This window comes from Streptomyces sp. NPDC001530 (assembly GCF_042894545.1).
GTDB lineage: Bacteria > Actinomycetota > Actinomycetes > Streptomycetales > Streptomycetaceae > Streptomyces.
This window is the reverse complement of the sequence record NZ_JBIAVS010000010.1, coordinates 289,860-310,932: the sequence shown is the minus strand read 5'-3', so window position 1 is coordinate 310,932 and position 21,073 is coordinate 289,860. Positions and strand designations below refer to the sequence as shown.

The 21,073-nt window shown below is 66.6% G+C and carries 18 protein-coding genes and 5 pseudogenes; 12 read left to right on the top strand and 11 right to left on the bottom strand.

The annotated features are described in order from the left end of the window. Nucleotides 1-145: 145 nt before the first annotated feature. Together tuf and ACFY0T_RS22425 are read left to right on the top strand one after the other, a co-directional pair. Nucleotides 146-1,315 (top strand): elongation factor Tu, encoded by a 1,170-nt coding sequence (tuf, locus tag ACFY0T_RS22430; RefSeq protein ID WP_388873210.1) that lies wholly within the window; start codon nucleotides 146-148, stop codon nucleotides 1,313-1,315. A 212-nt stretch (nucleotides 1,316-1,527) separates the two neighbouring features. Then, nucleotides 1,528-2,373 (top strand): spermidine synthase, encoded by an 846-nt coding sequence (locus ACFY0T_RS22425; RefSeq protein ID WP_388873207.1) that lies wholly within the window; start codon nucleotides 1,528-1,530, stop codon nucleotides 2,371-2,373. On the opposite strand, the pseudogene ACFY0T_RS22420 reads toward ACFY0T_RS22425, so the two are convergent. From ACFY0T_RS22420 to ACFY0T_RS22405, 4 genes and pseudogenes are all read right to left on the bottom strand, one after another. After that, nucleotides 2,335-2,512, bottom strand: a pseudogene (locus ACFY0T_RS22420) (MFS transporter); the annotation flags it as partial. The gene ACFY0T_RS22425 and the pseudogene ACFY0T_RS22420 sit on opposite strands and share 39 nt — an antisense overlap. A 225-nt stretch (nucleotides 2,513-2,737) precedes the next feature. Then, a complete protein-coding gene (locus tag ACFY0T_RS22415; RefSeq protein WP_388873205.1) occupies nucleotides 2,738-3,616 on the bottom strand; it encodes a PIN domain-containing protein in 879 nt (292 codons plus the stop codon). A gap of 240 nt (nucleotides 3,617-3,856) precedes the next feature. Continuing rightward, on the bottom strand, nucleotides 3,857-4,708 hold the full coding sequence (locus ACFY0T_RS22410; RefSeq protein ID WP_388873202.1) for a helix-turn-helix domain-containing protein: 852 nt from the start codon (nucleotides 4,706-4,708) through the stop codon (nucleotides 3,857-3,859). 16 nt (nucleotides 4,709-4,724) lie between these two features. Beyond that, nucleotides 4,725-5,480: pseudogene (locus tag ACFY0T_RS22405) on the bottom strand (DUF6879 family protein). Nucleotides 5,481-5,651: 171 nt separating this feature from the next. On the opposite strand from ACFY0T_RS22405, the pseudogene ACFY0T_RS22400 reads away from it, so the two are divergent. The 6 genes and pseudogenes from ACFY0T_RS22400 (at nucleotide 5,652) to ACFY0T_RS22375 (ending at nucleotide 8,090) form a co-directional block, all read left to right on the top strand. Next, nucleotides 5,652-5,857 (top strand): annotated as a pseudogene (locus ACFY0T_RS22400) (hypothetical protein). Beyond that, on the top strand, nucleotides 5,854-6,075 hold the full coding sequence (locus ACFY0T_RS22395) for a hypothetical protein (RefSeq protein ID WP_388873199.1): 222 nt from the start codon (nucleotides 5,854-5,856) through the stop codon (nucleotides 6,073-6,075). Before ACFY0T_RS22400 ends, ACFY0T_RS22395 begins: the two are co-directional and overlap by 4 nt. Then, nucleotides 6,072-6,260: a hypothetical protein gene (locus ACFY0T_RS22390; RefSeq protein WP_388873195.1), complete on the top strand. Its 189-nt coding sequence runs from the start codon at nucleotides 6,072-6,074 to the stop codon at nucleotides 6,258-6,260. The genes ACFY0T_RS22395 and ACFY0T_RS22390 overlap by 4 nt, the downstream gene beginning before the upstream one ends. After that, on the top strand, nucleotides 6,257-6,466 hold the full coding sequence (locus tag ACFY0T_RS22385; protein ID WP_388873192.1) for a hypothetical protein: 210 nt from the start codon (nucleotides 6,257-6,259) through the stop codon (nucleotides 6,464-6,466). The genes ACFY0T_RS22390 and ACFY0T_RS22385 overlap by 4 nt, the downstream gene beginning before the upstream one ends. A gap of 165 nt (nucleotides 6,467-6,631) precedes the next feature. Beyond that, nucleotides 6,632-6,889, top strand: a complete 258-nt coding sequence (locus ACFY0T_RS22380; RefSeq protein ID WP_388873189.1) for a hypothetical protein — start codon at nucleotides 6,632-6,634, stop codon at nucleotides 6,887-6,889. A 370-nt stretch (nucleotides 6,890-7,259) separates the two neighbouring features. Then, nucleotides 7,260-8,090, top strand: coding sequence for an alpha/beta fold hydrolase (locus ACFY0T_RS22375; RefSeq protein ID WP_388873185.1), 831 nt, complete (start codon nucleotides 7,260-7,262; stop codon nucleotides 8,088-8,090). Between the two features lie 538 nt (nucleotides 8,091-8,628). Here the strand turns inward: ACFY0T_RS22375 and ACFY0T_RS22370 are convergent. The 3 genes and pseudogenes from ACFY0T_RS22370 to ACFY0T_RS22360 form a co-directional block, all read right to left on the bottom strand. Then, nucleotides 8,629-9,575, bottom strand: a pseudogene (locus ACFY0T_RS22370) (MFS transporter); the annotation flags it as partial. Nucleotides 9,576-9,734: 159 nt separating this feature from the next. Continuing rightward, nucleotides 9,735-10,772 carry a hypothetical protein gene (locus tag ACFY0T_RS22365; protein ID WP_388873182.1) on the bottom strand — a complete coding sequence of 346 codons (1,038 nt, stop codon included), beginning with the start codon at nucleotides 10,770-10,772 and terminating at the stop codon, nucleotides 9,735-9,737. Between the two features lie 65 nt (nucleotides 10,773-10,837). Continuing rightward, nucleotides 10,838-11,881: a hypothetical protein gene (locus ACFY0T_RS22360; RefSeq protein ID WP_388873179.1), complete on the bottom strand. Its 1,044-nt coding sequence runs from the start codon at nucleotides 11,879-11,881 to the stop codon at nucleotides 10,838-10,840. Between the two features lie 85 nt (nucleotides 11,882-11,966). Here ACFY0T_RS22360 and ACFY0T_RS22355 point away from each other — a divergent pair, with 85 nt between their 5' ends. The 4 genes and pseudogenes from ACFY0T_RS22355 to ACFY0T_RS22340 all read left to right on the top strand — a co-directional run bounded on the left by ACFY0T_RS22355 (nucleotide 11,967) and on the right by ACFY0T_RS22340 (nucleotide 17,504). Next, nucleotides 11,967-12,404: a DUF4442 domain-containing protein gene (locus ACFY0T_RS22355; RefSeq protein WP_388873448.1), complete on the top strand. Its 438-nt coding sequence runs from the start codon at nucleotides 11,967-11,969 to the stop codon at nucleotides 12,402-12,404. Between the two features lie 362 nt (nucleotides 12,405-12,766). Then, a pseudogene (locus ACFY0T_RS22350) lies at nucleotides 12,767-13,487 on the top strand (transposase family protein). A 319-nt stretch (nucleotides 13,488-13,806) separates the two neighbouring features. Beyond that, the gene (locus ACFY0T_RS22345; protein ID WP_388873176.1) at nucleotides 13,807-15,570 is read left to right on the top strand and encodes a dynamin family protein; all 1,764 of its coding nucleotides are present in this window, start codon (nucleotides 13,807-13,809) and stop codon (nucleotides 15,568-15,570) included. Further along, nucleotides 15,567-17,504: a dynamin family protein gene (locus ACFY0T_RS22340; RefSeq protein ID WP_388873173.1), complete on the top strand. Its 1,938-nt coding sequence runs from the start codon at nucleotides 15,567-15,569 to the stop codon at nucleotides 17,502-17,504. Before ACFY0T_RS22345 ends, ACFY0T_RS22340 begins: the two co-directional genes overlap by 4 nt. 106 nt (nucleotides 17,505-17,610) lie before the next feature. On the opposite strand, the gene ACFY0T_RS22335 is transcribed toward ACFY0T_RS22340, so the two are convergent. The 4 genes from ACFY0T_RS22335 to ACFY0T_RS22320 form a co-directional block, all read right to left on the bottom strand. Further along, nucleotides 17,611-17,976 carry a hypothetical protein gene (locus ACFY0T_RS22335; protein ID WP_388873170.1) on the bottom strand — a complete coding sequence of 122 codons (366 nt, stop codon included), beginning with the start codon at nucleotides 17,974-17,976 and terminating at the stop codon, nucleotides 17,611-17,613. A gap of 18 nt (nucleotides 17,977-17,994) precedes the next feature. Then, nucleotides 17,995-18,228: a hypothetical protein gene (locus ACFY0T_RS22330; RefSeq protein ID WP_388873167.1), complete on the bottom strand. Its 234-nt coding sequence runs from the start codon at nucleotides 18,226-18,228 to the stop codon at nucleotides 17,995-17,997. A gap of 800 nt (nucleotides 18,229-19,028) precedes the next feature. Further along, entirely contained in the window at nucleotides 19,029-19,829 is an 801-nt protein-coding gene (locus tag ACFY0T_RS22325; RefSeq protein WP_388873164.1) for a relaxase domain-containing protein, read from the bottom strand. Nucleotides 19,830-20,109: 280 nt separating this feature from the next. Next, nucleotides 20,110-21,072, bottom strand: a complete 963-nt coding sequence (locus ACFY0T_RS22320) for an NlpC/P60 family protein (protein WP_388873161.1) — start codon at nucleotides 21,070-21,072, stop codon at nucleotides 20,110-20,112. Nucleotide 21,073 lies beyond the last annotated feature (1 nt).

Below are 21,073 nucleotides of genomic sequence, written 5' to 3'. Positions count from 1 at the left end.
GGCGCCCGAAGCTGACCCTTCCCGGATCGTCCGGCGGACCCCGCAGGGGGAGGGTCGGCAAGTCCTTGGGGTCCCCGTCCCGGCCCGTATGCGCCGGGGCCATCACTCAGTTCCGCTGACACTGAAGAGGCTTCGAGGTACAGCCATGCCCAAGACGGCTTACGTACGCACCAAACCCCACCTGAACATCGGCACGATGGGTCACGTCGACCACGGCAAGACCACTCTGACCGCCGCCATCACCAAGGTCCTCGCCGAGCGCGGCTCCAGCACTTTCGTTCCGTTCGACCGGATCGACCGGGCTCCGGAGGAGGCCGCGCGCGGCATCACCATCAACATCGCGCATGTCGAGTACGAGACCGACACCCGGCACTACGCGCACGTGGACATGCCGGGCCATGCCGACTACGTCAAGAACATGGTCACGGGCGCGGCCCAGCTCGACGGGGCGATCCTCGTCGTCTCGGCGCTCGACGGGATCATGCCGCAGACCGCCGAACACGTGCTGCTCGCCCGGCAGGTGGGCGTCGACCACATCGTCGTCGCCCTCAACAAGGCCGACGCGGGCGACGAGGAGCTCACCGACCTCGTGGAGCTGGAGGTCCGTGAACTGCTCTCCGCGCACGGCTACGGGGGCGACTCCGTGCCGGTGGTACGGGTGTCCGGCCTCAAGGCCCTTGAGGGGGACCCCCGTTGGACGGCGGCGATCGACGCGCTGCTCGACGCGGTGGACACGTATGTGCCGATGCCCGAGCGGTATCTCGACGCGCCGTTCCTGTTGCCCGTCGAGAACGTGCTCACGATCACCGGGCGCGGCACGGTCGTCACCGGGGCGGTCGAGCGCGGCACGATCAGGGTCGGCGACCGCGTCGAAGTGCTCGGCGCCGCCGTCGACACGGTGGTCACCGGTCTGGAGACCTTCGGCAAGCCCATGGAGGAGGCGCAGGCCGGGGACAACGTGGCGCTGCTGCTGCGCGGGGTGCCGCGTGACGCCGTCCGACGCGGGCACATCGTCGCCGCGCCCGGCAGCGTCGCCCCCAGTCGCCGTTTCGCGGCGCAGGTGTACGTCCTGTCGGCGCGCGAGGGCGGACGGACGACGCCCGTCTCCACCGGGTACCGGCCGCAGTTCTACATCCGCACCGCGGACGTGGTCGGCGACGTCGACCTCGGCGAGACGGCGGTCGCCCGGCCCGGCGACACCGTGACGATGACGGTGGAGCTCGGGCGCGAGGTGCCGCTGGAGCCCGGTCTGGGCTTCGCGATCCGCGAGGGCGGCCGGACGGTCGGCGCGGGGACGGTGACATCGGTCGGCTGACCGTCGATCGAGGGACGCGGGTGCCCGCCACGAGGGGGGCGGGCACCCGCTCGCACCGATGTCAGTGTCGTGCGCGACGGGGCGCCGTCGGGGCCGCACCCCGTGAAGCGCGGTTTCGGGGAGCCGCCCCGCACCCGGGCGGGAACGCTCGGCCGGGCGCCGGCCGTTCACACCCGCGCCGACCCCACGCCCCATCACGGCACAATGGACGCGTGGACGAGCCGATACCCGTGACACGGGCCGTGGATCACGGGACCGCCAAGCTGATGCCGGACGTCGACCGGAAGCGGGCGTGGCTGCTGACGGTGGACGGGGCGCCGCAGTCGTACGTCGATCTGGACGCGCCGACGCATCTGGAGTTCGAGTACGCGCAACGGCTCGGGCATGTGCTGGACACCGTGGCGGAACCGGGGGCGGCGCTCGACGTGCTGCACCTCGGCGGAGGGGCGCTCACCCTGCCCCGCTATGTCGCCGCGACCCGGCCCGGTTCCCGGCAGGACGTGGTGGAGGCCGACCGCGGTCTGCTCTCCCTGGTCGGCGAGCATCTGCCCGTGCCCGACGGTTCGGGCATCACCCTGCACGGCGCGGACGCCCGCGCCTGGCTCGAGGCCGCCGCGCCCGACTCCGCCGACATCCTGATCGCGGACGTCTTCGGCGGCTCACGCGTCCCGGCGCACCTGACCTCCACCGCGTACGCGCGCGCCGCAGAGCGGGTGCTGCGCGCCGACGGCGTCTACCTGGCGAACCTCGCCGACGCGACGCCCTTCGCCTTCCTGCGCTCCCAACTCGCCACGTTCTCCACGGTGTTCGAAGAGCTGGCGCTCATCGCCGAACCAGGCGTCCTGCGCGGCCGCCGCTTCGGCAACGCGGTGCTCGTGGCGTCCCACCGCCCCCTCGACACGGCCACCCTCGCCCGCCGCACCGCCTCCGACGCCTTCCCGGCGCGCGTCGAACACGGCCCCGCGCTGCGGGAGTTCATCGGCGCCGCCGAACCCGTACGCGACGAGAACGCGGTGCCCTCACCCGAGCCGCCCGACGGAGCCTTCAGCATCGGCTGACCCACGCGCGACGTCCGGTCCCGGTGTCCCCTGAACCACCGGCCTGGTCCGCCGCGCCAGATTCCGTACGTCCGGTACGCACAGCGATCGAACCGAACCAGTCGTACGCCGACACGCGCGACAGCTTGTGCTCCGACAAGTACCTACCTTTGCAGATCACGAGGAGCTGGGCACCGCGATCAAGGGCGGATCCTGCCGGGAACCTTCACAACCCCAACTCTGCGGGACACCGGACATGGAGCTGTCCCGCCCGACCTGCTCCGCCCCCGGGACCAGTTGTCCGGCCGGACCGGGGCATGTCCCGCCGGTTGTCCCGGGGCGCGGACAGGCTGTCCGGGCGGGTGTTCCGGTAGCCAGGTACGACCTACTGCGGCGGCACCTCGTCAAGGGCCGTGCCCTTCTTGCGGTGCGCCTCCGGCAAGCGCACCACCTTCAGGCCCAGTTGATGAGCGCGCAGGCGCATGCCGACGTCATCGGTCAGCACCCGGGCTCCCGTGTCCGGGTGGAGGTTGTCCAGGTCGGCAGCGCAGCGCAGGATCGACAGGTCAGCGTCGCCTCCACGGTCGTCGGTGTCGACCCACACCTCTAGCGTGGCGCCCTCGCGCAGCTTCACGGGCTCTCCCGGCTGGCTGTCTTTGAGCACGCGCTCCAGGTAGCGGATGGCGGTGGCCGCCTTCCGCGCGAGGTCGCCCTGGCCGTACTTCTGCTTGTCCAGCTCGTCGATCACGCGCAGCGGCACCACGAGCCGGGTGAGCGGGACCTTCTCATCCTGGGCCTTGAAGAGGTCGCGCCACCGGATGTCGCCCGGCTGCTGCCAGTGGTTGAGCATGTTGGTGTCGTAGACGACGGGCAGACCAGGCCGGGCTACCAGCTTCTTCAAGTCCTCCAGCTCAGTACGCGCCTGCTCCAGGGCCTTCACCTGGTTCTCGATCTCCGTGGAGAAGGCTTGGTTCAGGGCGCGTTGGGCCCGCGCCAAGTTGCTGATCACGGCCCGATCCGATGTCCAGCCGATATCTGCGTTGGCCCCTCCGGTCGCAAGCAGGTTCCAGTAGGCCGTGGAGTGCAGACCGGCACCAAGATCTGGGGCAGCGAAGGCCTGCTTGAGGGTGGAGTAGGTGTCATGAACCGCGTCGGTGTAGGCGCGGTAGAAATCCTGCGCGCCCCGCGCGTTGCCCCACGTTGTCTCGGCACGACGAAGAACGTCATCGGCGTAGTCCAGGGTGATCCCCGGGTTCAGTCTCATGCGGAGAGCCTGGCAGGGCGAAAGCCGTGCGCCGAGCGAAATATGCCGGGCGCCCCCGGCCTCATGTCGCGTGACTCAACGCGTCCGGACCGTGTCAGCCCCGGCGCTCCGTTGTCACTGGGGCGCGTAGGGCTGTTAGGCCCGTTGTCAGTGGGACGGATGGTGCCAGTCAGACCCCTGGCCAGCCGCCTGAAACAGCCTCCGACCCAGGGGTTCCAGGCGATCATGCGGGCTGGTCAGTCAGGCGACGTTAAGGGCCTGGCGCGCGGCACTGATCATCCGGTGCGCGTCGGCGCCGTACACGGCGGACTCCCGCAGCGTGTTCCAGGTGCGCAGGTACGTGTTCACGCTGGCCTCGTCCTCGATCCACAGCTCTGAGTGCCAGGTCTCGACGATCACGCGGCTGTCGTCGTACATCCAGAACGCCGTAGCGGGTGGGATCTTGAGCGAGGCACTGAACGGGATGATCCCGAGTTCGACCGTGTCCAGGCCGACGGCGCCGGATAGCCGGTCGAGCTGCGCGGCCAGCACGGACGGCGGGCAGATGAGCGCTCGGAGCGCGGCCTCCCAGAGCAGCAAGTGGAAGCGCTTGGTGGGGTCGTACAGCGCGTCCTGCCGCTGGATGCGGGAGCGGACGGCCTCCTCGGTGTCCCGGGGCGACTGCTGGAGTTCGGCGTACCGGGTGAAGATCGCCCGAGCGTAGTCCGGCGTCTGGAGAATCCCGAAGATCATGGAAGACTCCCAGCCACGGAACACAGAGGCGTCGGCGTGCGCGGCGAGGTGCGTGTCCTGGACGGGCTTGTGTCCCGAGGCCAGCTGCCGCCGCCATGAACGGATGTGAGACTCGAATCCCCGCAGCCGAGCGAGCAGTTCGTCATACGCGTCGGGTTGACCGGTCCCCTCGGCCCATGCGCGTAGGTCTTCGGGCGTGGCGGTCTGCTTGCCGTTCTCCAGCTTGCTGACCTTAGGCTGCGGCCAGCCGAGCCGCCGGGCGAGTGCGGAACCGGTGAGCCGGCCAGCGGGGGCCGAGTGCCTCAGCTCACGCAGCCGTACCCCGAGCGCTTCGCGCGCCTGCTGGTAGTCGGTAATCACCGGTTCCGTTCCCTGCCTACTCGGTCGCGGACAGGCCCGCCGCGAAGGTCTCGTATGGCACGGCGTAGTGCCAGGCGGCATCGCGCACCTGGGCGTACCGGTTGACCTCGACGGGTTCGGTGATCAGTTCCACGTTCACCAGGTTGTCGGCGTCGTCGAAGTTGAGCCGGGCCACCAGCCGGGAGTCGAAGAGCCAGAAGTCCTCGTCGGGGAGCTGGAGCCGTTCGGCATCGGCACGCCAGAGCTGCCGGATGTCCTCGCCGACGGTGCTGTTCCGCCGGGCGTTGTCCAGCAGGGTAGAGCTGCCCGGGGGTGGGCGGGTTGTCGACGATGCGGACGCGCTCGAACCGCTTGCCGAGGGCGGTCTGTTCACGGCGCTCCGCGCACCATTCGGCGTCCTTGCCTTCCCAGTCCACGGGCTCGCCCCGGGTGAAATGCGCGTAGGTGTCGGTGACCTCGTCGGAGGCGTACCGGCGGCGGGTCTCCAGCCGCCAGGCCGTGTGCTCGAACTGGGTGAACAGCCGGTCGAACTCGTGCAGGCCGATGAGGTTCGGCACGCGGTTGACCTCCTTGGGGCCAAAGTCGACGAGCAGTTCGCGCGGCACCACGATGGGTACCTCGCCCTCCCCAAGGTGCCGGAGCCGGGCGATGTCGTCAGGGTCGGTGAGCGCCGGTCCGTGAATGATCACTTCGCCGGTGTCGAGGTCTTCGTGCACGGCCGGCAGCCGTTCACGCCGCTGCCCGTGCCGTTGAAGCGGATGTTCCGGGCCACGATCAGTTCCTTTCGCCGGGTACTGATCCACTCATGATCACCGTGCCCGAGACCGGGCGGTATGGGTTCGCTATGGCCTCGTGGACATAAACGGCTATAGGCAGCCTGGGCCCGCGAATAATCGAGTATAGGTGCTAGCCCTCTCAACTGACTCCCCACAACGCTGAGTTCATGGTCACAGCGCAGCAAGAGCCGGGCACCTCGGATGTCACAGCGGCGGTCGAAACTCTGAGGCAAGCACTGACGGCGGCGGGGATTGTGCTGCCGTCCCTGGGGGTGGACGAGGCGTCGCCCTCACCGAACCTGATCACCCTGGGCCGCGTACCGCCGAGGTCGCGCTGCGGCTGGTCGAGGTCATCCGGAAGGGGTGCTCATGAGCGACTACACGCCCCAAGTCGGCGACCTCGTGTATGACGAGGCGACGCGCAAGGTCGGACGGGTGATGGGCCATGTGGGGCCGTGCTGGCAGCTCCGGCCGCCCGGCGGCGGACGGGAGTGGGATGCGAAGGGTCCTCTCCGGCCTCCTACGTCGGCGGAGAGCCTGTCGGCGGGCGTGGCCCTGGCCAATGCCCGGAGCCGGGGAGAGCTGCCGTGAGCGCACCCACCGTCGACACCGAGACCATGTCGGCCGAGTGCGCCCTGGCCCAGCAGCCCGGGTACACCGACCTGCACGCCGACTGCCGCCAGACCAAGGACGTGCCCTTGCCGGGTACCACGGGCGTGCTGCTGCTGCGGCGCTGCACCTGTACGTGCCACGGTCGCCGGGGTGATGCCACATGACCGGGCACGTGTGCCGCCACTGCGACGAGGAGATCACCGACCCGGACGACGCGGTGTACCTGGGGCACAAGGAAGCCGCGAGCGCACCGGGGTGGGACGTGTGGGCGCACCGGGAGCACGTTGACCTGGTCGGGCCGGACCCGGACGCGGTGCGGATCCTGGCCCGGGTGCTGATCGCCCGTGCCCTGAGCACCCGCAAGGAGTAGCAGCACGAACACTGCGGAGCCCGGCCGGTGATGATGCCCGGCCGGGCTCCGTGGCGTGTTTTCGGACGCAGCCAGCAACGTAATTGCCGGCTCTCCAACTCAGGCCAGGCAAGGGAGTACTTGGGCATCATTCCGTTGTCAGCGGTGGCTGTCGCAATTCCGTGCATGAGTGATGAGCTGCCGTCGCCTGACATGTCCCTCGCCCTCGACGCCCCGCAGAACAGCGCCATCGTCAGTGAGTGGCTGCAGATCAAGTCGGCCAACGGGCCCAAGCCCAGCAACCAGGGGCGCAAGCCCCAGCCCTCCGCGGGCGGAGTCCGTGCCGCGCCGGGTCCGCTGTCCACCGCCACCGCGTTGATCGACTCGCGCGCCCGTCCCCATCCGGCGACGCCCAGCCGTATTTTGACCCTGCAGGGCATCTAGTACGTGCTCTACAACGACATCGCCTCGCAGCTCCTGCCCGTTGCCGGTATCGTGTTGAGAAAGCGAAGTCTCTTCTCTTCGACTCGCCGATACACGCCTGCCGAAAGAACGCAGTTGTCTGCGGTTTCACGCGCTGTTCAACGAGCAGACCGGCGTCACGTCTGGCGCATTGTGGCGACGACTTTGAGGTGTCCGCGCGGCTTGAGGCCGCGTTCAAAACTTGAGCCTATCGTCGCTGGCGGTGGATCATGGCACAGCCTCCGGGCCGCGGGTTTGGCGGCCTCATCCCGCCGGACCCTGCCCGCCTTGCTGTGGCTGAGGATTGTCGCGCGCCCGTCCCCATCCGGCCAGTCACGCGGAAGGATCAGCAATGGGTACGATTACCACCAATGACGGCACGAGCATCTTCTACAAGGATTGGGGTCCGCGCGACGGACAGCCGATCGTCTTCCACCATGGTTGGCCGCTCAGCGCCGACGACTGGGACAACCAGATGTTGTTCTTCCTCGCGCATGGCTATCGGGTGATCGCCCACGATCGACGTGGCCACGGGCGCTCCACTCAGACCGCGACCGGTCATGAGATGGACACCTATGCCGCCGATGTGGCGGCGCTGACAGACGCGCTCGATCTGCAAGGGGCCTTCCACATCGGGCACTCGACCGGCGGCGGTGAGGTCGCGCGCTATGTTGCACGCGCCAAGCCGGGTCGTGTCGGAAAGGCGGTGCTCGTCAGCGCGGTGCCGCCGATCATGGTCAAGTCGGCCGCCAATCCCGGCGGCCTGCCGATCGAAGTCTTCGACGAACTACGCACGGCCCTCGCCGCCAATCGCTCGCAGTTCTACATCGACCTGCCGACGGGGCCGTTCTACGGCTTCAATCGGCCCGGCGCGAAAGTGTCGCAGGGGCTGATCGACAACTGGTGGCGGCAGGGGATGATGGGTGCGGCAAACGCCCACTACGAATGCATCAAGGCGTTCTCCGAGACCGACTTCAATGAGGACCTCAAAAAGATCGACGTCCCAGTCCTCGTCGCCCACGGCACCGACGATCAGATTGTGCCGTATCCGGATTCAGCGCCGTTGTCAGCCGAGCTCCTGAAGCACGGCACCCTGAAGAGCTACGAGGGGCTTCCCCACGGCATGTTGTCGACCCATCCGGATATCCTCAATCCCGACATCCTGGCGTTCTTGAAAGCATAGAGCTCGTAACTGGACCATGGTCGCTGTTTCTTGAGCCTCGCCAGCAGATGAAGCGAAGATCTGCTCGACGACGTAGCGGAGCTTGCCCAGGCAGTGGATTTTCGGGGCGCCCTTGCGGGAGATGACGGGCAGGATCCTGCGCTTGCGCAGCTCGTCGCGGTTGAGGATGGAATCGTGGCCCTGGTCTCCGAGCAGGGCCACGGGGCGCTTGCGGGGACGGCCGGGGCCGCCCGTCCCGGCCGGGATGCCGTCGACCAGGCCGAGGGTCTGGGGGTGGGGGCCGTCCACGAACACCCTGGACCAATCGAGTTGGCCGGCCGCGTTCAGCCCGGCCAGCAGGATCCGGTGCAACTGGTCGAAGACCCCAACCTGCTGCCACCGTTCCAGCCTGCCTGCCCGGAGCGAACCCCAGCTCCAACGGCAGGAGTTGCCAGGCGATGTCGTTGTAGAGCACGTACAGGATGCATGCACTCGATCAAGTACTGCACCTCAGCAAGAGGTGAGGGCCAAGACGCGCCGCAAGGTTACATTCGCTTAGGTGTTGCGCGGTCATCCAGGAGACGCCGAACACCTCGATCGCCGGACCGCTGAGGAACAGTACGGCGCACAGCGCGCCCAGCGGCACGGGCACCGCGAGCGCGGCGGCTGGGGCGGCGAGGGGGAAGACGCAGAGGGTGCCCGCGAGGAGGAGCCGGCGCGGTTTCCAGTGGGTCATCAGCAGGGCGCCGCCCACGGTTCCGGCGCCGAACGCGCCGAGGGCAAGACCCCACGGGCCCGGCCCGCCGAGGCTGTCCCGGGCGACCAGTGGACCGTACACCGCGTCGGCGGCGCCGACGACCGCGACCACCACGGAGAACTGCGCGACGATCGTCCACAGCCAGGGGCGCCCGATGAACTCGCGCCAGCCGTCGCGGAGATCGGCGAGCAGGCCGCCGCCGGGCTCGCGCGGCGGAATGTGGCTGACGTCGAGGAACGAGCGCAGCGCCCCGGCGGTCGCGAACGCCACCGCGTCCACGGCGAGCAGCCAGCCCGGCCCCATCGCGGCCACCAACGCCCCACCGAGGGCCGCGCCGCCCTGGCCCGCCCCCCTGCATCGCCATCCGGAACATCGCGAAGGCGCGGCTCGCCTGCTCGCCGGCGGCCGAGGACATTAGCATGCCCTCGGCCGCCGGCTGTAGAACGCCTGCCCGTGCCGCCCAGCGCGGGCAGCAGCATCATCTGCCACAGCCGCGCCTCTCCGGCGATGACCAGGGCCGCGAACGCCCCTGCGAAAGGCAGTTGAGGGCGTGTGCGGCGACCATCACACGATGGCGCAGCAGGTCCGTGACCGCGCCGCCGATCAGCGGGAAGAGCACCAGCGGCAGCGTCCGCGCTGCCGCCACCAGACCGACGTCACCCCGTCGCCGCCGGCGTCGAGCACGGCGAACGCCGCGGCGATCAGCGCGCCCTGGCTGCCCAGTTGGTGACGATCACGGCGGCGGTCATCAGGATGTGGTTCCGGCCCGCCCAGGAAGGGCGGCGCGGGCGTCGGGAGGAGGCGGCAGAGGTCACCGGGCGACTGTCGCCGCCCGAGCCCCGACTCGCCAAACCCTTCACATCTGTACCGGACGTTGCCCGGAAGCCCTTTGAACTGCCGTACGCGGCTCAGGAGTCGGTGGGCTCACCGTGCAGTCGTACGGTGCTGAGGATCTTCTTCACGGTCGCGTCCGACACTTCCTCATCGACGCCCTTGGCGCCGTAGAACGTCCAGGACACGAAGTCGCCCGCCGAGTTCTTGAAGGCGAACGTGGTCGCCTTACCGTCGGAGTCGCACTTGCCCTTCTTGGGGACACCGGTCGAGTACGTCGTCGCGACGCTGCCCTTGACGCCCGAAGTCGTCGTGTACGGCTTGGGCTTGCCGATGGTGAGCAGCTTCTTGGAGGCGTCCTTCTGGTCGGTGTAGCCGCCGAAGACCCACCACGCCGAGTCGTTGCGCGCGGGGTCGTCGGTGTTCTTGGCGCCGCTCTGACCCTTGGTGCCCGCGGCGGCCAGCGCCGTGTCGCTCTCGTACCCGTCCTTGTCGTCGTCGGACGTGCACCACTTTTCCTTGAGGAAGGCGGGTGCGGACATGCCGATCAGCGAGGAGCCGTCGCCCTTCTTCTCGTCCTCGAAACCGATGAAGGTACCGGGAGTCTTGACGTCCCAGTCCGCCGGAACGTCGAAGGCGGTGCCCCACTTCGGGTTCACCACGACCTTCCAGCCCGCGATCGTTGCCTTCTCCTCGTCGCCACCACGCGGGTTGTCGTCACCACCGCTCTCGCTCGGCGACGAAGAGACGGACGGCTTGGGGGACTTGGACGGATCGCCGCCCGCGTTGTCGTCCTTGTCGCCGCCACCCAGGACCAGGTAGCCGGTGACCCCGGCCGCGATCACGACGGCCGTGGCCGCGACGATCGCGGTGATCTTGGTCTTGTTTCCGCCTCCGCCGTTACCCCCGGAGGCTTGCGGCGCGCCGGGGGGCTCGGGCGGAGCCCCCCACTGCGGCTGCCCGTACGCGTTGGGCTGCTGATATCCCGGCTGGCCGCCGGTCTGCTGATATCCGGGCTGCTGGTACGGATTCGGCTGCTGGTACCCCGGCTGCTGGTACGGGTTCTGGTCCTGCGGGTTCTGCTCGCCCCCGGGCGGCTGCTGTCCTGGCCACATGGGCAGTAACCCTAGTGCCGCCTGTGACACGTTTCGGTCACCGCGACTCTTCAGCCATGTACCGGTCAGGAATCGGACGGGACCTTGTAGAGGCGTACGGTGTCGACGATTTTCCGTATCGTCGCGTCCGGTATCTCCTCGGACACCCCCTTGGCGCCGAAGAACTCCCACGACACGATGTCGCCAGAAGGGTCCTTGAAGGAGAAGACGGTGGCCTTCCCGTCGGTGGCGCACTTTTTCGATTTCTTCACACCCGACGACGAGGCCGTGGCCAGACTGCCCTTGATGCCGGACTTCGTCGTGTACGACTCCACCGCCCCGGACGTCACGAGCTTCTTGTCGGGCTGGGTGTAGGCGCCGTAGACCCACAGCGCCGCGTCGTCACGGGCGGCCTCCTCGGGGCTCTTCGCACCGTTGTTGGCCTTGGTCCCGGCGCCCGCGAGCATCGTGTAGTCCTTGGTGCCGTTCTTGTCCTCGTCGGAGCCGCACCAGTTCTCCTTGAGGAGCGCTGGGGCCGCGACGCCGACGAGGGGCGTGTCCTTGGGGTCGTCGTCCTCCGAGACGTACGTGACCCAGGTGGTCGACTTGAGTCCCCACTGCGCGGGCACGTCGAAGGCGATGCCGCGCTTGGGGTTCACCACGGTCTTCCAGCCGGCGACGGTCGGCTTCTCGGCGTCGTCGGCGCTGCGCGGATCGCTCGCCGGACTCGACTGCTGGGACGCGGAGTTGGTCGGCTCGGGGTCGGCCCCGTCGTCCTTGCCGCCGCCGAGCAGGACGAATCCGGTCACTCCCGCGGCGATCACGACGGCCGCCGCCGCGACGATCGCGACGACCTTCGTCCGGTTGCCGCCGCCGCCCGGCTGCGGCGGAGGTGCCACGGGGCCCGCCGTGACCGTCGGGGCGTTCCACGGCTCCGGCGGCTGCTGATACGGGTTGGGCTGCTGATACCCCGGCTGGTGGTACCCCGGTTGCTGGTACGGATTCGGCTGTCCGCCTCCCGCGTACGGCTGCGAGTTCGCGCTCCCGGCATACGGCTGCCCGCTCCCGGCGTTCGGCTCGTTCTGCTGCGGATTCTGCCCGCCCCCTGGCGGCTGCTCTCCTGGCCACATGCGGCGTAACGATACGGCGATGATCGGCGGGCGCTGGTCAAGACTTGCTACTCGCGGGTAACATGGTGGCATGAGCGCAGACCAGATGACGATCGGCGAGATGCTCGCCGCCACCGTGCCGATGGCCCGGACCCTGAACCTCGAGTTCGTGGAGACCACTCCGGACAAGGCCGTGGTGGCGCTGCCGGACCAGAGCGACTACCACAACCACGTCGGCGGACCGCACGCCGGAGCGATGTTCACGCTGGGGGAGTCGGCGAGCGGGGCGATCGTCCTCGCCGCGTTCGGTGAGCAGTTGTCGCGCGCCGTACCGCTCGCGGTCAGCGCCGAAATCTCGTACAAGAAGCTCGCGATGGGCCCCGTCACGGCCACCGCGACGCTCGGCCGCCCCGCCGCCGACGTCGTCGCCGAACTCGACGCCGGGCAGCGCCCCGAGTTCCCCGTCGCCATCGCCATCCAGCGCGGTGACGGTGCCGTGACCGGTGAGATGACGGTTGTCTGGACGCTGCGCCCGAACGGCTGAGCCGCACGCCATTCACAGGGCCTTGATCAGGGGTACGACCTGGTCGAGGCCCATTGGTCCTTTTCCGGGGCCGCCAGATCCTGTGCGGCCCTTCGAGGCCTATGCGAAGGGAGCCGCCACCCGGGTCCCCGCACTGTGGTATTTTTTTCCGTCTGGCTCAGAGTTGCCGCATATCGAAACTAGATATCAGTCGGAGGATCGAAAATTCAAAAATACAGAGGACATTTACAAGGCGGAGCAAGAAGACGCCCAGGTGATCGATTCGCTTGTTCGTGGTCAAACCATTGAAACGTTCACGGAAAATCGCGTGGACCCCTAACTAAGGCCTGTTCCAGAAGTCGTTGAGCGGGCTTTTCCCTTGTATGGGTGGGGTGTTGAGGGCCGAGCCAGTATGGATCGAGATGTTCACCGGGTTACGGGCGGACCGGTTCACGCGGCTTGTGCGTGCAGTGCGGGAACGGGGCGGAGAGCATCCACGGATGGGGCGCCCCTGGCGGCTGCCGCTGGCCGAGCGGGTGCTGCTGGTGGCGGTGTACCAACCTGACCATGCGGCAGCTCGCGGTGCTGTTCGGCGTCTGCCCGGCGACCGTGTGCCGGATCATTCAGCAGCTGGGTCCGCTCCTCGCACTGGAGCCGTCGTCGCGCCGCGACGGGGTGGTGGAATTGCTGTGGATCGTGGACGGCACATTGATTCCGGTGCGCGACCGCACCGTCGCCGCCTCCAGCCGCAACTACCGGTTCTCCGCGAACGTGCAGGTCGTCATCGACGCCGACACCGCCGATGCTCATGCCTGGCGGGACTCCGGCCTGGCCCAGGTGTGCTCCGGAACCACGGTGCTCACGGACGGCGCCTACTGGGGCACCGGGCTCGTCGTTCCACACAGCCGCCGCGGCAAACGGCCGGTGCTGCCCATCCAGGAAGCCGACAACGCCGCGCACCGCAAAGTCCGCGCGCGGGGCGAGCACACCTTCGCCCGCATGAAGAACTACAAGATCCTCCGCGACTGCCGGCAGCGCGGCGACGGCCTGCACTACGCCGTCCAGGCCGTCGCCCGCATGCACAATCTCGCCCTCACCGCATGATCGACGAGCCTGCGCAAGCGCCCCGCACCGCCCGCTCAACGACTTCTGGAACAGGCTTCGATACCTCGGCGGCAGTGAGGCAGCGTGCGCCGGAGCGCGTATGAGTCATGTGTACGCCGATGACGTCGCTCAGGTATGGCGCTAGCTTCTCTGCCAGGTCCAGAACCGGGGGAGGGAAGCGTGACCGGGAAGCGGGCACGTTTGCGAGATTCCTGGACGTGTACTACGTGCTTCACGGGCGCAGACTCACATGGCAGAAAACAATCGTGTGTCTCAGTCACAGGATCACCCGGGTCAAGTCGGAAGAACCGTCCGGGACATGTGGCTGCAGCGATTTCGGACTCTTACCGATCGATTCGACCTGACAGCACTGGCCTCGGACCTTGAGACGCTGGAGCGCCGAAGGGTACGTGAGCGCTACCGGATAGCCATCGTCGGGCGCCTCGGCCGCGGCAAATCGCTTCTTGTGAACCGGCTGGCAGGGAAGGCGCTTCTTCCGCTGGACCAGCCAACATCTGTCCCGGTAAGTGTATTCGTCACCGATGAACCGCCGTGCATTGAGATCGAATGGGCTGATGATCGTCCGGCCGCGCACCGCAATCTTGACGAAGCGGGCTGGTCCGATCTGCTCAGCGGCGAGAACGAACTGCCCACGGCCATCAGGGTGTGCCTGGGCAGCGGGACAGCGCTGCCAGCAGGGCTGGAGTTGGTTGATACGCCTCCCGCAGTGGACAGCGAGGGCGCCGCCACAATGCGGCTGGGTGAGGTCATCAGGAGTAGCGACCTGGCGCTGCTCGTTGTCTCGGCGACTGCTCCTATGGGCGCAGCCGAGATCCATTTTCTGGAAGAGGAGATCCAAAGGGCGCGTGTTGGATGCGTCCTCGTGGTCGTAACCAAGCTCGACGCCGTACCTAGGCACGAGCGCAATAGAGTGCTGACATTCGTACGAGAGCGCACGCAGGAAGTCTGCCGAAACGCAGATGTGGTTAGTGGTCCTGGGCCGGCCGAAAGCGAGGAACAACTGGACCAGCTCCGTGAGCTGCTCATCGCAGGTACCTGCGGGAATAGTGTGGAACGCCAAAGGGATTTACAATTCGACTTTCAACTGTATGACCTCGTTCGGGAAGCGGGCAGAACCGGAGAAGCGGCAGCGCAAGCCGCACGTCGACAGGAACTGGAACGCGTATCACGTCTGGAAGAGACGGCTGAGCTGGCCGAACGTGCCCTGAGGTCCGGCGAGATCCAGCTGGAGCTAGAACGCCGACGCAAACGCGTTGTCCAACAATGCAGGGATGGCCTGTCCGCTCGCGCGGCGGCGATTGCACGGGAGTTGGAGGGCGACCTCCGCGGCATCCCGGAGTCGGACAACTGGATAGCTCAGTGTCTGAGCAGGTTGGAGGAGCAACTTGAGGCGTTGGCCGGGTCATCGGTGGCCGAACTCGATGACTTGATACAAGGCGATTACTCATGGCTCAGGGACCGGCTGAGGGAATACTTCGATACCTGGCACGAGGAGGGCCGCCGCCTGGAAGCCCTGCAATCAGACCGGCCAGAATTCAGCCCGGAGCCACCGCGGATCCCCGAGTATAAAGCCCTGCGCAGATTGGCAAAGGCCATGGAGGCTGTCGGCCAAGCAGCAGTGCCAGTGCTCATCCAGGCAGCTCATGACAAACTGCCCGACGGGGAAAGCGCCAAGATGCGCATGCTGTTCGATGTCATGGTCAGTAACAAGGACAAGGTGGGCGAGTGGTCGGGGAAGATGGCCGCGCGTGTGATCACCATTCTGCCGGATCACTTGGCAAGGGCTTCCCGAGAGAAGGCAGCGCGCGGCCTCGCACACGATGCGAAACAGGCGGCTGAGCACGTTAGCGAGGATCTCGCCGTGCAGATCCAGGCAGTTTACGAGCAACTGTTTGCCGAATTTCAGGATGCTCAGCGAAAATGGCGGAAGAAGCAATTTGATTCCATGGAGCGCGAGGTTTCCGAGGCTGGAGCGCACTGGGACTTGCTTACCAGGGAGGCTACGTCTCTCGCCGATGAAATTTCTGATGCCTATCCCGGGATTGGGGAGGTCACGGCGTGACGTCCGAAAAGACAGGCATGAGCTTTGCTTCTTTCGGTGAGGAACGTGCAAACCTCACCCAGACAACGCTCAAGGTGCAAGCGATGGCTGCTGCAGTGGGGTCGGACCATCGTGTTAGAGACCTTCAGGCAGTACACGATCGCCTGATAAGTGACAGGTTTCGTGTGCTCTTTGTCGGTAATTTTGACGCAGGCAAGAGCACACTGATCAACGCCATGCTGGGTGAGGAAGTCCTTCCAGCACGCTTTCTTCCGACGACAGGTATTGTCACCGTCGTCCGCTACGGCGTGGAACGACGGGCATTTCTTTACCCACCGCCCAATTCTGGAGGGCCTACACCACCTCCCGTCAGTGTCCCGATCAGCGAGTTCGAGAAACACCTGACCATTGCGGAGGGCGGAACGGGACCGAGTCCATACAGCCGAGCCGAAATCGAGTGGCCCGCCGAACTCCTGAGCAACGGGATCGAAATCATCGACTCGCCCGGGTTGGACGACCCGTTGAAAAATGGAGCGGTTCGCATGGAGAGTACGATTCGCCAAGTGGCGGGCGCGGACATAGTCGTATACGTCAGTGCATGCGGCGGAGCAATGGGGCGTGGTGATATGGATTTCATCCATACGTACCTTCACCCGCTTGGTCATGAAGAACTGCACATTGTCCTCACGAAGATCGACACCGTTCCTCCCGGTCAGCGCGACAGGTTCATCAATGACGCGACGAGGAACCTTACTTCTTTCTCTCCTGCGGAAAGAATCTTCTTCGTAAATGCGCTCGGCGGACTCGAAGCACGCATGTCCGGCAATGACGAGCAACTCATCCAATCCAACCTGCCGGCACTGGAGAAGAGTATCGAAGAGCTCCTGGCCGATGAACGCGGCGCAGTGAGGCTGTTGGCGCCGGCAACGGGCATAAAGCACGTGATCACGGAGATGTCCGACGCCGTACGGAAGCGGGAAAATAATCTGGCGCTGCACGCAAGTGAGGTGCGGCAGAATTGCACGCGCGTAAACGAAATTCTGCCGCTTCTGGAACGACAGCGTGATCGTATTGATGAACTCGTCGGATACTATCTGCGCGAAATTGAACCGGAAGTCGAGCAAATTGCCCAGAAGTTCATGCGTGATGCAGCTGAACAATGTCAGGGATGGGTAGGTGACCTGCCTGAAGGTGACAGTTTGCGGTTACGGGATTCGATCAGGATGCGTGAGCGACTGGAGGAAGCTGCAAGTCGAACCGCGGGTCACCTTGAATCGCGATTCCAGCATGCGTTCACCAAATGGCAAGAGAACGAACTCAACCATCTCCTGCGCAAGCGCGTGGCCAGGATGGAGGAGAAGGTCAAGCCGGACCTTCGTGCGTTCCTCGATGTGGTCCATCGAGCGGAGCAGACCCTTGCCGGAGACCACGCTGTCGAAAGTGTGCCTACCGTCGACGATTCCTCGACGCTGGATCAGGTTCTCGACGGCTTGATCACACCACCACCCGGGGCCAATCCCGAGGCGGCAGGAACAAGCGGTGTTTCTCAGCTTCTCGCCCAGCTCTGGTGGACCATATCTGCCGGGCTTGTCCTACTGCTGCTCAGGTCTGTGGCAGTTACGGTCATGGCGAGGGTACTCGCCCAATTCTGGAAGCGACCGGACTCCGCCGTGACGTACGCCGTAGCGTCCGAATTTGCCAAGCAGCTGGGACAAGAAGCACCGAACTGGGGCGCCGAAATCAGGAAAACGGTCGCGAGCGGCCTAGGAGGTCTCCAGGCTGCGATCAACGGCGCACTGACCAGCAAGGTTCTGCACATCGGAGAACAGTCCCAAGCACTGCTTTCCGACATCGAAAGCAACATGGCTGGTCAACGGCTTGCTGTGCTGGCGAACGATCTCGAGCAGACGGACGTTGAGATCGAAGCAACGCTGCGACGCTTGCACCGAGCCTGAGCCGCCACACCGGGCCTCGCCCGCGCCGATACCTAACGAAGCGCTGGCGCACCGTAAGGCGAACAATCCCGTCAGCACCGACGCGGCGATCATTCATGGGACGCCCTTAGATCGCCAGAACTCCGAAGATCACGACGAAAGCGACTCCGAGGCCGAAGAAGGCCATCTGCGTAGCGGCCGGTAGCCGGATGTTCGCCGAGTAGATCGATCTCGTGTCGTCGCCCTCGCTGACCGTGCCAGCGAGAGCCAGGAGCGTGCCCACTCCGGCCAGAACCGAAATGGCGTGGGCCAGCCAAGCCAATTGCAGCCACAAGAGCTCCGAAGGCGTGGCGTTGGCGACGATGTCCTTGGCCAGGCTGATCGTGATGGTGACCACTGCGGTCGTGAGCGTGAGGACGTGCTTACTCGTCTCCGCCGCCGCCGCCAGGGCCAACTTTCGCCGGTCTGCCGCAGTTTCTTCGGCTGCTGCCATGGTGACCTTCCTTCGAGATCAGCAGAACGGCCACATGGGGCAGGCGCGGTCCTTGATGGTGCTGAACACGGCCAAGGTGACAGCGGTGAGAGTCCGACGGCGCGTCTCCGTGGCCAACTCGCTCGTGAAGTTCTCAAGCCGTGCAGTCGCTATGGGCAGTTGGGCTTCGGGGTCGGCCTGCGCCATGAGCTCGTCGAAGCCGCCTTGCACGAACCGCTCGTACGTCGGCCGAGCCTCTTCGGCGATGGGCACGCCACCGAGTCCGCGCTGGGCGGCAGCATTGAACTCCCCGGCAACTCTGGCTTCCAGATGGCTGGCGGCCCGCCGGTTGCCGGTCCGGCTCCCCGGCCTCGGGTTTCCCTCAGACGTCCGGCGACGGTGATTTCCGCTCATGAGCCCCCCTGTGCCACGCGCCGTAGTTCCGTCTGGGTCCCGGCCCTTCCCCGGCACGCCAGCACAGGTGCCATGCGAAACTACGGGCGGGAAGAACCATCAGGTAGCTCTGTGACGCTACCCATGAGCTGGCCGACTGTCTGCGGCGGGTTTGGGTTATGGCACACGCTGGGGGCGTGCGCCCCCGCGACCGGGACTGCTCAAGAGGTTGTCGCCCCGGACAGGCGCGTTATTCGCTCCGAAGGACGGCCCCCTTCCGGGACGAGCCGAGCCGAGCCCAAGGCCGCCTACGAGATCCGCACTTGTGTCGGTGGACGCGGGCCAGGACGAGGACCGTGCCCCGACGACCGGCCAGAGAGGGGCCCAGCCCCGTCCCACCAGCCCCAACTGCCCTGCTGGCCCAGGGCCTTACACGCGGTCCGCTCCTTGGCTCACCCCAGCCACCACCCTCAACCGGTGGTGGCAAGCCTGGACCGACAAGGACCCACCCGCCGAACTCCAGGCCCTGATTGACGCGGTCACCACCGGCCACGGCATTGATCTCTACTGCCGGGTTTAACGAACTACCGCTAGTCTTCGGACCCCTACCGGCGGTCCAGATCGTCCGAGGAGTCGTGACAGGTGAGGGGCAAAACGGTTTTGGACCGCCCACGCGATGGTCAGAAATTGTCGCGGGCCCATGGGTCGCGGTCGGTCTCGCGGCCCCAGCCCGCGCACCCCTTGTCCGCTGACTGGCCCGCCCGCAGCAGGCCCCCGGGCACCCCCGCGATTTCGAAGGAGCGGCCGTCGCGGCCAGTGCCCGCCTCGATCTCGAACCCGAGATCGCGCAGGTCCTCGGCCAGTCTTGCTCGGCCGAGGGCGCCGCACTCGCGGGTCAGGGTCTCCTCGTGCAGTGCTGGGTGGCACGGGCCGCGTAGCGTCCCGGACTCGTCGAGTACGCCAACAAGGTAGCCGTGCACGTGCAGCAACGGCGGCGGCATGTTTGCCCAGGGCCGACGATGCCCGACTGCATGCAGTGCCAGGGCAGCGGCGAAGCCCCGGGCGGTGGCAATGTTGTCGATCACTGGCCTGGTCTGGGTCAGGTACTGCAGGCAGGAGTAGGCGGCGTTCACGGCCGCTCGTTCCAGGTCCGCGCGTAGGTCCGTCTTTGCCTGGGCCCACACCCAGGAGAGCGAGGTCGGCGGCAGAAACGTCAGGTCAAACGCTGCGTCGTCCGCGCGGACCGGTGCACCGCTGGTCGCGTGTTGCCCTGCTACCGCAGCGGCGAGCTGTTCGAGCGTTGCTTTGGCGCCCGACTGGAGTCCCAGGAGCTCCAGGGCCTCTGGCGAGCCCACCCACATGGTGTTCGCCCGCCGGTACGGCGGATCTTCTGGCCGGGCGAATGTCTCCGGCGACAACGAGGGTTCCACCGCCAGCCCGGCCTCGTCATCCGCCACCTTCAGCACGCGAACCGTCAGCACGTGACACCCACCCCCTTCCGCCGCATTCCGATAGAGAGATATCAGAGGGGTGGTTCGTTGTCCGTCCGGAACTCCCAACCTTCGCTTATCGCACACAAGTTGACGTCTGCGGCAGCTCGTCCAGCCTGGCGAACACGATCTCGAAACCAGGTGTGGCAACGTGGACATTTCTACCGCGAACTTGGCCCATTGGCTGTCCGATCGCTGGTCGTCACGGTGCGGTCGCAGGACGGGTTGGCCCAGGGCAAGCTGTCACAGAGACAGCCTGATGCGGGGCAGTTCACCCGGAAGCCTGATGCGTCGACCTGGATGGTCTGGAGGCCCCCGCGTAGTCGTCGCCTTGGTATCGGTACGGCTCGATCCTGATCGACTTGCCCGGGCGAGGCGCGTCGATCATCTGTCCGCCTCCGATGTAGAGGCCAACATGATGGATACCGCCATGGGTGTTGCCGTAGAACACCAGGTCTCCCGGCTGGAGCCGCTGGCTGGCGGAGAGTCGAGGGCCGGCGTCGAACTGCGCCTGTGCCGTACGGGGCAGGGTGATTCCAGCGGCGGCGTAGGCGGCTTTGGTCAGGCCGGAGCAGTCGAAGCCTGCGTCACCGCTGTTCGGGCCGTTGCCGCTCCACTCGTATGGGAGTCCGAGTTGGCCTTGGGCGTAGTTGATCGCCTGTAGTGCAGCGACGCTAGGGGCGGTGTCGGCGCCGAAGCGTGCGCCGCTGGCGTAGGTCTCAGCCTGGGCGAGGACCTGGGAGACGTACGACTCGTCGTGGTTGTAGTTCTTGATAGCGCGGGGGATGTCCTTGCCGTCTCGGGCGCCGGAGTCGCACAGGTACGCGGCGGCGGCGTAGATCGCGTCGTGCGCGTTGTACGGCGAAGGCGGAGTGGCTCCGTCATTGGGCAACGGATGCTTGGCGACGACGCTCTGGAAAGTGGGCGACAGGAACTGCATTGGGCCGCGGGCACCGGCGTAGTTGGCGCCGCTGTGGACGCCGGGCAGCGTCGAGCGGCCGTGATCCGACTCGGTCTTGCCAATGGCTGCGAGGACCGACCAGTTCAAGCCGGGGCATGTCGCGGCCGCGTCCATGTAGAGGGCTAGGTAGTCGGCGGGGACGTCGGTGAGTGCTGCCTTGCTGGGCTGGGTGGCGTTGCTGCCAAAGGCGGACAGGAGGCCGCCGGCACCAGCGCCGCCGAGCAGGGCAATCAATGCCAGCAGTCCGAGGGCTGCGGCAGTGATCTTTCGCATC

What these genes read in the sequence shown, in the direction of transcription:
- tuf (WP_388873210.1), top strand. Translation starts at nt 146, where the DNA reads ATGCCCAAGACGGCTTACGTACGCACCAAACCCCACCTGAACATCGGC.
- ACFY0T_RS22355 (WP_388873448.1), top strand. Translation starts at nt 11,967, where the DNA reads ATGACGATCGGCGAGATGCTCGCCGCCACCGTGCCGATGGCCCGGACC.
- ACFY0T_RS22415 (WP_388873205.1), bottom strand. Translation starts at nt 3,616, where the DNA reads ATGAGACTGAACCCGGGGATCACCCTGGACTACGCCGATGACGTTCTT.
- ACFY0T_RS22320 (WP_388873161.1), bottom strand. Translation starts at nt 21,072, where the DNA reads ATGCGAAAGATCACTGCCGCAGCCCTCGGACTGCTGGCATTGATTGCC.
- ACFY0T_RS22375 (WP_388873185.1), top strand. Translation starts at nt 7,260, where the DNA reads ATGGGTACGATTACCACCAATGACGGCACGAGCATCTTCTACAAGGAT.
- ACFY0T_RS22345 (WP_388873176.1), top strand. Translation starts at nt 13,807, where the DNA reads ATGTGGCTGCAGCGATTTCGGACTCTTACCGATCGATTCGACCTGACA.
- ACFY0T_RS22360 (WP_388873179.1), bottom strand. Translation starts at nt 11,881, where the DNA reads ATGTGGCCAGGAGAGCAGCCGCCAGGGGGCGGGCAGAATCCGCAGCAG.
- ACFY0T_RS22365 (WP_388873182.1), bottom strand. Translation starts at nt 10,772, where the DNA reads ATGTGGCCAGGACAGCAGCCGCCCGGGGGCGAGCAGAACCCGCAGGAC.
- ACFY0T_RS22380 (WP_388873189.1), top strand. Translation starts at nt 6,632, where the DNA reads ATGAGTGATGAGCTGCCGTCGCCTGACATGTCCCTCGCCCTCGACGCC.
- ACFY0T_RS22335 (WP_388873170.1), bottom strand. Translation starts at nt 17,976, where the DNA reads ATGGCAGCAGCCGAAGAAACTGCGGCAGACCGGCGAAAGTTGGCCCTG.
- ACFY0T_RS22395 (WP_388873199.1), top strand. Translation starts at nt 5,854, where the DNA reads ATGAGCGACTACACGCCCCAAGTCGGCGACCTCGTGTATGACGAGGCG.
- ACFY0T_RS22385 (WP_388873192.1), top strand. Translation starts at nt 6,257, where the DNA reads ATGACCGGGCACGTGTGCCGCCACTGCGACGAGGAGATCACCGACCCG.